Genomic DNA, 12,302 nt, shown 5'->3' with positions numbered 1-12,302 from the left:
AGCGCTCCCTCGATTTCAGTGGTGTTGTCGCCGACCTCTATCTCGTCGTCGACTTCCTCGATAGTGGTGGTCCGGTTGAGCTTGACCGAGAACTGGCCTTGATACTCGTCGGTGACGACGTTGCCCAACTGGTAGACCGATCCCTCTTCGACTGTGGGCAAGTCTGATTTCGCCCACGAGGTGAATTTGATCCGGCCGGTTTCGTCACCCACGAGACCGACCTGCGCGATCGCATCACTCCGTGGCTCCCACAGTTCGACGACCTTCGCGGTGATATCGAGCCATTCCTCGGCCGCGTTGATACTGCCGATCTCGCGCTGTTCGTTCGCGTCACTCAGCGAATCCTGATCAGCATCGGCCTCGTCGTAGTAGCTGCTGGTGACACTGCGGCGCGCTTCCTCGATGGGCACTTGATACTCGTTGACCAGCGTGTCGAGGCGCTCNTCGGCCTCGTCGTAGTAGCTGCTGGTGACACTGCGGCGCGCTTCCTCGATGGGCACTTGATACTCGTTGACCAGCGTGTCGAGGCGCTCTTCGACCTCTTCGATGGTGAGGTCCATCTGGTCGGCGAACTGTTCGTGGATTTCCTCGGCGTGCGAATGTACATCTGCCATTGGCTCTCACTGCCTCCGCGTGTGTTCGGTGGGAGACGCTCATCGTTGACGNTCGTGGATTTCCTCGGCGTGCGAATGTACATCTGCCATTGGCTCTCACTGCCTCCGCGTGTGTTCGGTGGGAGACGCTCATCGTTGACGCCTTTCAAGTAAAAAGGCGCGGGAAGGACAGTGAAACTGAACCCACCCCAAGTGAACGGTCATCTCAGCCGCGCTCGGCCTGCTCATCGAACGAACTCGCCGGCGAGAATTCAGTCAGTTCTTCGATTTCGTGTTCCAACCGCTCGATTTCCTGGCGCAGGACATCCGCTTCGGGATCGTCGCTGACCGCCAGCCGGTCTTTCAGCCCCTGCAAGCGCGTCTCCTTGCGTTCGTCGTCCACCTCGGCTTTGCGGACGTACTCGCTTTCGGAGACATCATAGACAGCTGATTCAGGCACGGAGACCACATCCAGCGCTTCCTCGACGTTCGAGCGGTCGACACCGACGAGTTGCTCGCGATCGATGCCCGTCCCATCGAACGCTTCGAGTACTGCCTCGTCGTCTTTCAGCGAGCGATTCCGTCGCGTCGTTCGCTGAACCGACCCGTACTGGCCGTGGACTGGCCGGTCGTGGCCGACACGCTCTAAGAGCACATCGCTCACGTCCTGTCGCAGGTCGTTGGCGTTGCGCTGGACATCCGATAGGAGTGTGTAGAGGTTGACCAGCACGGGCGTCTCGACACTGTCGAGAGCGCTCATATCCTCGCGTTCGAGCGCGTCGATCAACAGCAGCATATCCGAATAGACGTCGATCTCGGGCTCTTTGCGCTCGCTGTCCTGCTGGTCGTCCGCACTCGCAGTCATCGACAAGTGTGGTGCATCGTCCAGTACGGCACTCTCGTCGGCTTCATCGAGTTCGGTCAGCGTGTTCTCGCGTTCGTCGAGTACGTAGCGCGGGTGGAGTGCGAGGACGGCTGCATACGGTTCGGCTTGCGTCGGCAGCCGGGAGAGTTCGTACCCATCGATTGCCTCGCGTGTGTGCTCGGCGAGCGCTTCGAACTGCTCGCGTTGCAGCGGTTGGGAGTCACCCGAATCGACGTCCTCGATGATGAGTCGCTGCTCCCGAACGTCGGTGATCTGGAACCGCTTCGACGCCAGCGGTGTGATCAACGTCGCCTCCTCGGGCAGTTTCTCGCATCGCTCGATCAGCGTCCCCCACGTCGCGCCGAACGGAATCGCCATAGACACCACTCAGAGCGTCACTGTCTAAAGAGTCGTGGGCGACACACCGAACTTCGAGTGAAAACCCGGCTCTATGGCGCAGTTCAGCCCTCACACCACGTCGCCGTGAGCGGGCACAGGACAGGTGGGACAAAGCAGCCTCTTCCAGGTCATGAAGCGATGTCATAGGACGCGATCTCGGTTGACCCACACCCCGGGCAGGAATCAGCCTCTGGGTCGACGTTCGCACCGCAATGACGGCACTCAACGATCGACTCCTCTGCCGTCCGGGAAAGTAGCCGTCTGATTGTCTGTATCATGAGAGCGAAGAGAGCCTGTGAGACACTCGTTTGAGGATCGGATCTGCACCGATCTCGATATTCAGCTATCCACCGGACGATGATAGAAGCTTTCCAATCGGACTGAATGTAAAATCCCGACAGAGACGACCTGCTGGCTGTGTCTCGGCGCGTTGCCACTCACTCGTCGGTCGGTGTGATTCGGACGGTCTCGTCGACGTAGTAGATATGTCCACGGCTTTCGAGTTCGGTCAGCGCTGCTTGGGCGTCGGCTTCCCCAAAGCGCTCGTCGGCCCGAATCACTTCGAGAGCCTCGCCTTTCGGAAGCTCCCCGCCGGACCCACCCGCCGCGTCGGTCAGCAGCGCGAGCGTGTCTTCGGCAAACGGCGGCAGTCGCCGCTCTTCGTTCATGCCAAGAGTTTCAGCCACCTGTATATGAATCTGTATCAGGTCCTCGAACTACAACTCGTCGAGATGCTCGATGCCCTCTTTCGAGACGTTCGCTTGGGTTATCGTCTCAGGCATCCAGTCGGGTTTGTCCTCCGGTGCTTGCTCGTGCCACGCCCACCCCTCGTAGATGTGGAGTTTCTTCGTTCCCTTCTCCCGCAAGCGAAAGCTCTCTCGGCTCGCTTGGGCCTCGCTGTCAGCTGGGTCGAGTCGCCGAGCGGCTTTGAGTGCCGCCTGTCGTGGTATCTGCCCGGAGAAAACGCTTGTTTCCTCGCCACTATCCTCACGCAATGCGAAGTTTCGGGGGTCGTCTGATGTACTGGCCATGAATTTTCCCAACCGAACACAGTACGGACACAGTGATAAATGTACCCACGTCTGGCGGTTTCTCGCGAAAAATCTGCCCTCTTCGATTGAAAGAAGGCTACTAACTCTCCGAGATCTCGTCCTGGTCTCGGCCTGATCGGACCTCTGCGAACGCGACGTTCTCGCGGACGTTCGTGATCTCGACAGTGACTTCGTCGCCAGGACGCGCTCCCGGAACGATCAACACGTATCCACGATCGGTTTTCGCTATCCCATCACCCTGATCACCCAACGACTCGATGGTCACCTCACGAATCGCTCCTTCAGATACCGGTGGTTTCGAAGTCGCCGAGACTGCCGAGTTCGTCGATGGGTCCTGCTGGTCGTCGCTTCCCGCGGGCGCTGCATTCTCGAGGATCACCACTCGATAGGTCTCACCGGCCGTAATCGCTCCCACGTCGAGTTCGTCTTCTGGTACCTCAACCGTGTAGGAATCGCCCGCCTCGGTGATTGAACCCGTGAACAGACACGCCAGCCGATCGGGTATCTCGACCATTAGACCTGCTCACCACCGTCGCCGGTCACCATTACTCCCGAAGAGTTGCTACCGAAAGCGCGCGGCCGAGGAGCCCAAACACTACGCATGGCAATCAGACCTCCGGTGAGACGTATTGGTCTTCCCACTCACGACGGGCTTCGATCTCCCGATGGCCTCGTTGCGTCACCTGATAGTAGTTCGTTCGTTTGTCGAGTTCACCTTTTTCGAGCAGTCCCTTGTCGACGAGCGTGTCGAGGTTCGGGTAGAGCCGTCCATGGTGGATCTGCTTCTCGTAGTACTCTTCGAGTTCGTCCTTGAGCGCAAGACCGTGTGGTTCGTCCTCGTTAGCAGTAACGTACAACAGGTCTCGCTGGAAACCGGTCAGATCGTACATATCCTGCTGTTGGTTATTCGCATGGGAAAATATATCGATTCTAGAAACGACTATTTAACGAGGAATGGAACTCACATCCATCGATCTCACTAGTGAGTTTTCTCACATACCCTCCTCTGGTGACAATAACCACATTAGATTGTTTTCGCCGATTAAGCCTTGTTCGCAGGGGCCCAGCGCTCTCACGCCGCTTGGAGCGGGAGAGACCGAGAGGGCGAACCTCTTTGTCGATCCGCGCGGAACAACGACCATGACTCAGATCGTCTCTACCGAGGGCACGCTCGGTGGTGAGCCACGAATCGATGGCCGACGTATCGGTGTACTCCATATCGCTGCCCGTGTCATCGATAAAGGCGAGCATCCTGAGGACGTGGCCGCGGACTACGAGCTCGATCTCGCGGCCGTTCACCATGCCCTCGCATACTACTACGACCATCCCGACGAGATGCAGGAGTGGCGCGAAAAGAAACACCAGGCCGCCCAGCGCGCCCACGAACGCCAACTCGACCCTGAGAAATTCCGCCAGCACGCATGAGAGTGCTCACCGACGAGCACGTCTCTCCCGTCGTCGCCAACACTCTCCAGAGCGAGGGCATCGACGCTGTAACTCTCTACGATACACCCATTAGTGGAAAAGATGATCCCGCCGTTTTGGAGTTCGCCAACGAACACGAAGCGATGATTCTTACCAACGACCTGGATTTCATTACTCAACAATTCGTCGACGATGCCGACCACTGGGGTATCCTCTTCTATGAAGATCAGCGCACCTCGCGAAGCGATATCGTTCGCTCGGTCCACAACGCGCTCAGTATTCTCAGGCCCGAGGACACCCGCAACGAAATCATCCATATCCCTGACGGCTGGTTGTGAACGGCACGCTGGATCAGTAACAAGTGACCGCTCTCGCCGTAGACGATGCCAACAACGATACTGCGGACGCTTTTCTACCATGATCGCCTTGTGTACAATCGAGAGCATAGAGAACCAGCGAGTGTTACACAAGGCCAACCGCCAACATCTAAAAGTGGAACATCTGTCACTGAACGTAGAATTCGCGTAATCAATCATCTCACCCTCGCTCTCCCAGAGTCTCGAACGGACGTCAGAAACGGTGATTTCGATTGAAAGGCGATAGAATGAAGTTCCGAGGGTCAACGAACTCTACTATGCCAGAGTGTCTGAATTGTGGCGGATTCATCACCGAGCAATACGTTCGTGTGTTCGCCCCGACTGAGATGGACACCGTGCGCGTCTGCCCGAACTGTCCCGGCATGGTTCGAGAGGGAAGCGAAGTACGTGAGGCGAAGTCGTCTCGGCAGTAACCCTGATCGCTCGCAGCTCGTCTCCATGTCGATTCTCCCAAGAGTGATGAACAGCGAAGTGACGGCGCATATGCTAATTCGTTCAATCGAGAGACGCCTGCTCGCTGGCCCGAATCGTGGGATCGCAACCGATCTCGACCACCGAAGGAGCGTCCACGTCCTCGCCGATCGTTGACCGCGAGTTCTCGATGTCGACGAGCCCATAGTGTGATTCAATAAACCCGCGCCACCGTTCGAGTCTCGGCAGCGCAGCGAACACCTCATCAGCATCCACCGGCCCGGCGAACAACCCGTATTCAGGATCGAGGTCTAGATCGAGGGCGATCTCATAGAGAACGTCGTCCCAACGGGATGCCGGCGTGAGGTCTCGTTCGTCGCTATCGGCCATCCGCGGGCCGTCGACATCGGTGAGCGGCGACCACCACGGGATGATCCACGCCTGCCATTCTTTGTGGCCGGCGTTTCCGACCGATTCAACCATACCGAGCGCTGCCAATTCATCGATATTCCGAGTATAGGAGCGGTCGGAGATATCGGCTCGCTCGATGATTTCCGAGGCTCCGAGCGATCCGTCAGCCATGAGCAACGCTTTCAGCGCTTTCTGCATCGTTGGCGGCAGTGACGGAACAAGACGTTCGGCTGGCAGTTGAGCGAGTCCGACCGCGAGATCACCCGGCATGAGTGAAGCCGTCGGTGACTGCGCTTGTCCGATCGACAACAGTGCTTCGGCGAGTGCATACGGTGAGCACCGGCCCGGCGTTTCTCCGAGTGTCGCACTCGCCAATCGGACGAGTTTGCGGCGGTGTTCGCTGTCGAGAGTCGCGAAGTCTTTGCGGTCAGCGTGGCGGTTGAGTACCCGTCGGAGAGCCCCGTAGGAGTTGCCGTCGACGACAGGAATTTCGAGGCTCACACCCCGCTCGACGCCCTCCTGGATTTGCTCGCGAATGTCTTCAGTTTTCAACGCGATAGCCTGCTGTATATCTTCACGGAACGTCGAAGCGGTCGGCCCCGAGATCACCCACGACGCCGTGAGATCAGCCGTTGTATCGCCGTCGAACTCAACGCCCATTCGGTGTCTAAGTTTATCCACCCGTTCTTCGTAGAGCAGCCGATAGACCGAGTGAATCCCGTAGGAAGCGTTTTTCGGCACCGTGTGCTTGAAGAAATCCAAGAAGCCACGGTAGCGGTCCTCGCCGGCCCGCAGTTTCTTCGTATCGGGAACCCGGATGTGGAAGCTCACATCGACATCGACAGCGCGGTAGAGGTGCGTTGCCGACGCGAGTAGTCCGTGAGCGTCCCGACAGAGGTTACTCCACTCCGCCGAGTCGCTTCCGTCAAGCTCTGCAAGCTTCGAGAGTAGCAGCCGCCGAATCTCACCGAAACGGTCGCGGAGACCGTCGTAGTCGTGCTCGTCCTCGCCAAACCAGCCGACTTGCGCGCCGAGTCGGAGAACGTCTTTAGTAGCATCGTTGAGCGCCCCGTCGTACAGCTCGTCGAGATCGTCGCCAACGGCCGATGGGGTGAGCACTTTCGACCACATTTTCTCGCTGAGTAAGGCAGATGTGATGCGAACCAAGGTGGGGAGGGGGCCACCCCACTGAGCGACGACCTGTGCGTGATCCTCGAAACAAGAGACATAGCTCACTTTCCCATCCTCAAATGGTTGTACCGACTCGTCGACGAGGGTGACACCCTCAGTGCGACGCCCAGCGAGGAGCCGCTCGTGCATCTCCCATGCATCGAGACGACCGTCAGGACCATCGAGCCACCGTACATAGCCGGTATCAGTGGCTTCGCCAGTCGCGGCGAGCCACTCCTCAGCGGTTGGAGCACTCGCAGGAAGGGAGTGTTCCGAAGACGAAGGAGAGGAGGATGCCTCCGCACCCACAGCACCGCTACCGCTACCGCAACCGCCGGCGGTTGGGGGACTATCTTTGGCGTCGGTACAACACACTACACTTGTTGAGCCGTGTCGGGTACGCGTAAGACGATCACCAAACTGGCTTTGAGCAGGATGGAGAACCCGATAATCCGGGCCGATGAGGGTTTGTGCCGCCGCTCCTACTTCTGTGAGAGCAACCCGATTGTATTTCGACCGGTCGTCGACATCGACGAGATTGTACTCGTCGGCGAACTCGCGCACATAGCGGTCGATCGAACCCTCGGAAAGCTCGATTGCGGTATCAACCTTGAGATCGCGCACCTCGCGCTCGTCATCTGGGTCAAGTGCCGCGAGCAGCCGTAGGCGGCCACCGCCGGGGGCGAACTCCCCGATCACTTCCCACGCCGACGCGAGCGCATCCTCGCCCGCCTCAGTGGGGGCTGGTCCCCGGTGGTCATCCCCGGTGTCAGTAAGATACTCGTCGTACCAGTCGGGGTGGGCGCGTTCGAGGTGCGCGTCGAGTCGCGGCGAGCAGATAAGTCGGACGCTGACCACTTCGCCAAGCAGCGCGAGCGCGTCAAGCGCGCGGGCAGCCGTCCGTTCGTCGTCGATGTTCTCCCACGCAGCTCCGTCGAGACTGACGACGATCGCAGGCGTGTCGTCGCCGGCGTCGAGCAGCGGGACAACCGTCTCGCGGAGTGCATCAAGGCCGGTTGGTGCTCCCGGCAGGTCGCGCGTGCCGAGTTCGAGTATCTCGCCACGAGCGTAGTCGTACAGTTCGCGCTTGTGATCACTCAATTCGTCGGGGTCGATCTCGTAGTATGAAATGGCGAACTTCGCAAGGGCGTCGTTGAACGGATGCGCGGGCGTGGTCGTGCCTGGCCCGGTGCCGACGTCGTAGGTATCGAAAAGGTTGGCCGCAAACAGGTACGGCCGCTGGTGCTGGAGGGTCCGAGGATCGTACTGAAAGGCGAGTTCGCGCGCGGTGTGCGTAATCGTCGGGAGGAGTGCGTCGAGGATGTCGGGCAGCCATTCGGTAAATCGCGGGCCGATCCGACGGACGGCAGGTGCATCAAATGTGAGTTGGCCGCTGCTACCCGGCGGAACGAGCGTGATGCCCGCTTCCGAACCGGAGATATGACTAGCCGCGTCGCTGGTGGAGGCAGATGCTTGCTGACTCATCGGGGAGTTCCGACATTCCAGCGCTGACGGACGGTAGAACCGTCGTACCGACGACCAACAGGGGTTTGCGGACTTCTACGTAGCCGAGAGCCGCGGCTAACGAAGGAGCAAACTATATGGTCGTCGGCCGTGAGAGAACAAGCAACGGTCAATCCGATTGGGGATCGGCGACCGCGCCTGTCCAAAGCGGGGCGAAGGAACTGGTATTCCTCGCCCCGTTTTCTCTTGGCGCTTTGGTTTCCTAGCTTATGCCATAGTCCGACAGGGAGGCGAGTGATAAAGATATCGTCCTCGCTCTCCTGATTGACATCTCCGTCAGTGGGTTTCGCGAGGCACTCGCTATAGCTCGCAACCAGAAAGACATCGTGCTCGTCGCAGTAGCGGCCGAGCGCTGGCACCGTCTCGCGTTCGTGATGTGGCTCGCCGACCGCGCTTGTCGGTATCTCGTACTCGTCGACGGTTGCGGTGAGATCGGGCGCGTCATCGTAGCCGCCGAGAGCGATACACCGCGGACAGCAGAGTGCGTCGTCGGCTTCAGAATCAACGGAGGCGCGCACCTCTGTCATTGTTCCCCGCAGACGCTGTCAACCGCTCTTCCGGCACCGGATTCGGAGGCTGATGGTGAATCGCCATCAAAGGGAGAATCGTCGCTCACACGCTCACCTCCCGACTCTCAGCGGGTGCGTCGGGATGCTCGCGCGTGGCGAGACGGACGGCGAGATCGCGGTCACCGAACACGGGACCAACTGACTGATTTTCACTGCTTTCGTGTTCGATAATCGTTCCGGCTGCCGGACAGCGATCAGCCCGGCATTGATAGTTGTGATAGGCGGTGCCCTCGCCCTGCCACGCGCTCGACAAGTGTTCGGCGGTGCCGCGACAGACGGCGCACTGGGTCGTCTCGGGAGCGTTAGCGTTGACAACCTGCCCGAGGGCGTCGGGTCGCATTAGGCGACCTCCCCTTGCCGCTCTCCGATTCCAGGGCCGGCACGTTCGTCGTCGATGGCGAGAGTCGCCTGCTCGCGATGGCGCGCGACTTCTTTCGCGCGGCGCATCCGCGTTCGGGCTTGCCGAGCGGGGTCGTCGTTGTGTTGGTCGGCTGGCTGTGCCTCGTCGTGTCGGTGTGTGTATGCTCTGTTACGTGCGGCCATATCTATCTATGGCCCGTGATTGGAGTGCTGACGGCCGGGAGAGCCGTCGTACCCACGGCTGACTCTGCTTACTGCCGACGTGTGCGAGTCGGCCGCCCAGCGAGAGACGGCAACGCCTCTGCGCGTGGGGCGAAAGCTATATTTGCCGTGGACCACGAGGAAAGAGTGTTCAAATCCCCTCGTTGGCACTTGATTGATTAGCCCTTGCTTTGGACTGACGGTGCATCGCTGCCTATTTATGGTTTTGTATGACGCTCTGACAGACCGTAGAGAACCCGTGAGAGCGGTAGAGGGGCCGAGAGTGCCATTCATCTCGGCTACTCCACCGTCTCTATCGCATCGCCTACGACAACCCAAATATCAGAAACAAGCCCGATAGCAGGGTAGATGGCGTACATCTGTGTGCTGCCGGGCCGCGCTTCGATAGTATATTCGCCTCCGCTGGGGCCTCGTAGACGGGCTGTGTCATCCGGCTCGGTGGCGGTCTCGACGACACGCCGGGGAGTTGATTGATTCTCCCAGATGACGCTCTCGCCTTCCGTGAGATCATCCAGCGTCGTTATGGACTCACTCTTGCTGTGCGGGTGAGCGTGAGCGTCGGCTTCCTGCTGGGCGTTTTCGCATGTGCGGGACCGATGGATTACCGTTGGAGAATGGCAACTCCGAACAACAGTGGAGGTTTCTTCCGCGTCAGGGGGGCCGTCAGGGAAGCATTCGTCCCATTCACAGGGTTCGTAAAACCCTAAGAGCCGCTCGCTGTACGATACTTCCCGCCACTCGCGCCGGTCGATCCCGCGTCCGACTTCGCGCGTTCGACAGGCGGGTTCTATCGTGTTGCTGTCGCCAGTATCCTCTTGCTGGCTGTCACTAACACGCCGTGAACGTGCGGTATCCTTAGGTGAATGGACACCAGAGTAGGTTTTGCTTTGGCTCATTGGATTGGTTGTGATTGAAACTGTCAGCAATCCGATGTTGCCAGAGACCGTCAGTGCGGGTCCGGCCGATTCCGGGTGTTGTGGCACCCAGATACGGTGGCCGAGTTTGTCCGCACTGACGCACTACGCTCGTGAGCCGAGCGTCCGCGCACCCGATGAGCGCCGCTTGTGGGCCGCGCTCGCGTCGATTATTTCGTTCAGGTGCGGGTTCGTTCATTGCGGGCCTCTGGCGATAGCGTCTCGTTTGAGAGTGGAGATAATAAAGTTGATGGTAGGTAGACTCATTAATGAGTCTGAGTGATTCCTCTCACTGTCCGCTTCATCGGTCTTAAGCCCCCGTGTAGGCGTATTCAGGTCAGATGCCACCTCCAGTCCCGTGGATGACGAGAACTGATCGCTACATCCTCGATCTGCTGGATCAGCCGGGCGTCGTTGTCACACCGAAGGCGATCTGGCTCAGTTTGCGTCATATGCATGGGAACGACATCGCTCCCTCTAAACAGCAGATTTCTCGGAGGCTGCGCAACGAACTCTCCGAACACGGACTCGTCCACCAACCATTCGCGGGCGAAGAACGTGGTTACTACGCGATTACCGAACTTGGCGAGCGTTTCCTGCATGACTCGGATGCCGAACCCGAGGAGTTCGTCGCCGATATGGACGGCTCTGAGTAGCGGAGTTTTCTGCGTGTGAGCAAATGCACTCACATCCGATTTCAGTCTGCCCCGTTTCATTCGGTTTGGCTCTACCCGTCGTGAGGCGGGGGTGTATTTATTGTAACGCCCTTTCGGAATCCGAAATGGTATGTGTGGTACCAGAAACGAGCGTAGAATTTAACCGAGTTTAATCTGCCTATATCACACGTGGGATGGTGTGAGATTACCAGTGCCGTCCATCGAAGCCACCATCAATATCTGGTGGGTTTTCCTCTGGACAGTCGGCCATGTCTCTGTATGACCCATATATATCCTCGGCCCACTCAATGATATTCGGATTTTCGCTCACGATCATGGCGATGTGTTTTCCCTCACCTTGTTCGTTGTACGCCCCAACTGCAACTTTTCGCTCATCATATATACCGACGCCAAGTGTGTGAGAATCTTTCAGGTAGAGTGGCTGATAGTGCTCATATTTGGCGCGAACGTTGGCTGTGTATTGGTCCGATTTGACAAAAGCTCCCCAATCAAGGACGGCCTCGGCCTCGACACCGAAATCTAGCATCGTTTGGTACGCAAAGAACAGCACTGGATTGTAGATCGAGCAGATACACCGGAACCGACTCACCCGAAGGTCACAGAGTTTGAGAGCGGCCCCGAGCACGTTCGAGGGGCTGGCTGTATCCGATGCGACAACCGTTGCATCGGCGAGTTCCTTGACCGGAACAGTCGCATTTTCTAATGGGAGACGCTGGAACCATTCTGCCTTTTCAATAATCTGTTCAATAGCAATTGTCACATCATGGTAGGCCAGTAGCACCTCTTTACCAGTGTCGGTGAGCCGATAACTATGTCCTTCTTCATCTGCTAGGTCAAGGTCTGGTTTGTCGAATTGTTTGAGGCGGCGCTTGATTGTCTGCTCGGTTGCTGATACGGATGTTCTTCGTTGAATATCCTCTGCGGTCTGTGGTTCTCTGCGAAGGCTTGATAAGATTGTGAGCGGCGTTTTTGTACGAGTCAATTCCACACAATTGTCTTTTGCGATGGGTATCTCTGTGAAAGCCTCTAAGAGAACGTCTAAAAGCATTTTTCCGCCAGCAGTAGGTTCTACATTTTCTCGGTAAGTTTTGATAATCCCGTGGTTTTGAAACTCTGAGAGATATTTTTCGGCCGTCTTGTCCGATGTCTCTGCACGGGCGGCGATCTCGCTTTGGCTGGTCGGGAGTGAGCAATTGTTTACTGCATACAAAACATCAAAGCGTTTGGTATCAATCAGACCATTGATTGGTCGTGTCGCAAAGCGGTCTAGACTTCGGTAGCAACTGACTCCCTTCAGGAGGGGGTTGTCTCTGGTGACCAAACCGAGACCACC

The 12,302-nt window shown here is 58.1% G+C and carries 13 protein-coding genes and 1 pseudogene; 4 read left to right on the top strand and 10 right to left on the bottom strand.

All coding sequences use genetic code 11. From position 1 onward, the window contains the following. The 6 genes and pseudogenes from C451_RS03070 to C451_RS03045 form a co-directional block, all read right to left on the bottom strand. A pseudogene (locus tag C451_RS03070) lies at nucleotides 1-614 on the bottom strand (hypothetical protein); the annotation flags it as partial. 205 nt (nucleotides 615-819) lie between these two features. Then, a complete protein-coding gene (locus C451_RS03065) occupies nucleotides 820-1,836 on the bottom strand; it encodes a hypothetical protein (RefSeq protein WP_007737563.1) in 1,017 nt (338 codons plus the stop codon). 458 nt (nucleotides 1,837-2,294) lie between these two features. After that, nucleotides 2,295-2,525 carry a hypothetical protein gene (locus tag C451_RS03060; protein ID WP_007737561.1) on the bottom strand — a complete coding sequence of 77 codons (231 nt, stop codon included), beginning with the start codon at nucleotides 2,523-2,525 and terminating at the stop codon, nucleotides 2,295-2,297. Between the two features lie 48 nt (nucleotides 2,526-2,573). Further along, a complete protein-coding gene (locus tag C451_RS03055; protein WP_007737560.1) occupies nucleotides 2,574-2,888 on the bottom strand; it encodes a non-histone chromosomal MC1 family protein in 315 nt (104 codons plus the stop codon). Nucleotides 2,889-2,988: 100 nt separating this feature from the next. After that, nucleotides 2,989-3,423, bottom strand: coding sequence for a TRAM domain-containing protein (locus tag C451_RS03050; RefSeq protein ID WP_007737559.1), 435 nt, complete (start codon nucleotides 3,421-3,423; stop codon nucleotides 2,989-2,991). A 94-nt stretch (nucleotides 3,424-3,517) separates the two neighbouring features. Beyond that, nucleotides 3,518-3,799, bottom strand: a complete 282-nt coding sequence (locus tag C451_RS03045) for a PadR family transcriptional regulator (RefSeq protein WP_007737558.1) — start codon at nucleotides 3,797-3,799, stop codon at nucleotides 3,518-3,520. A gap of 250 nt (nucleotides 3,800-4,049) precedes the next feature. On the opposite strand from C451_RS03045, the gene C451_RS03040 reads away from it, so the two are divergent. The 3 genes from C451_RS03040 to C451_RS24510 all read left to right on the top strand — a co-directional run bounded on the left by C451_RS03040 (nucleotide 4,050) and on the right by C451_RS24510 (nucleotide 5,124). Beyond that, nucleotides 4,050-4,334 carry a DUF433 domain-containing protein gene (locus tag C451_RS03040; protein ID WP_007737557.1) on the top strand — a complete coding sequence of 95 codons (285 nt, stop codon included), beginning with the start codon at nucleotides 4,050-4,052 and terminating at the stop codon, nucleotides 4,332-4,334. Then, nucleotides 4,331-4,672: a DUF5615 family PIN-like protein gene (locus C451_RS03035; RefSeq protein ID WP_007737556.1), complete on the top strand. Its 342-nt coding sequence runs from the start codon at nucleotides 4,331-4,333 to the stop codon at nucleotides 4,670-4,672. Before C451_RS03040 ends, C451_RS03035 begins: the two co-directional genes overlap by 4 nt. Before the next feature lie 266 nt (nucleotides 4,673-4,938). Continuing rightward, nucleotides 4,939-5,124, top strand: coding sequence for a DUF7563 family protein (locus C451_RS24510; RefSeq protein ID WP_449271497.1), 186 nt, complete (start codon nucleotides 4,939-4,941; stop codon nucleotides 5,122-5,124). An 82-nt stretch (nucleotides 5,125-5,206) separates the two neighbouring features. Here C451_RS24510 and C451_RS03030 read toward each other — a convergent pair whose 3' ends face one another. The 3 genes from C451_RS03030 to C451_RS20660 form a co-directional block, all read right to left on the bottom strand. Continuing rightward, nucleotides 5,207-8,188 (bottom strand): hypothetical protein, encoded by a 2,982-nt coding sequence (locus tag C451_RS03030; RefSeq protein ID WP_007737554.1) that lies wholly within the window; start codon nucleotides 8,186-8,188, stop codon nucleotides 5,207-5,209. A gap of 651 nt (nucleotides 8,189-8,839) precedes the next feature. Beyond that, nucleotides 8,840-9,136: a hypothetical protein gene (locus C451_RS03025; protein WP_007737546.1), complete on the bottom strand. Its 297-nt coding sequence runs from the start codon at nucleotides 9,134-9,136 to the stop codon at nucleotides 8,840-8,842. Next, a complete protein-coding gene (locus C451_RS20660; protein WP_007737544.1) occupies nucleotides 9,136-9,339 on the bottom strand; it encodes a hypothetical protein in 204 nt (67 codons plus the stop codon). The genes C451_RS03025 and C451_RS20660 overlap by 1 nt, the downstream gene beginning before the upstream one ends. 1,315 nt (nucleotides 9,340-10,654) lie before the next feature. On the opposite strand from C451_RS20660, the gene C451_RS03020 reads away from it, so the two are divergent. Further along, a complete protein-coding gene (locus C451_RS03020) occupies nucleotides 10,655-10,948 on the top strand; it encodes a hypothetical protein (RefSeq protein ID WP_007737543.1) in 294 nt (97 codons plus the stop codon). A 205-nt stretch (nucleotides 10,949-11,153) separates the two neighbouring features. Here the strand turns inward: C451_RS03020 and C451_RS23105 are convergent. After that, nucleotides 11,154-12,302: transcriptional regulator FilR1 domain-containing protein (locus C451_RS23105; protein ID WP_007737541.1), on the bottom strand; the 1,149-nt coding region annotated here is incomplete at its 5' end.

It is taken from the genome of Halococcus thailandensis JCM 13552 (assembly GCF_000336715.1).
Taxonomy (GTDB): domain Archaea; phylum Halobacteriota; class Halobacteria; order Halobacteriales; family Halococcaceae; genus Halococcus; species Halococcus thailandensis.
Note: the sequence above shows the minus strand (reverse complement) of the source record. Positions and strands in the feature narration are given on the sequence as shown.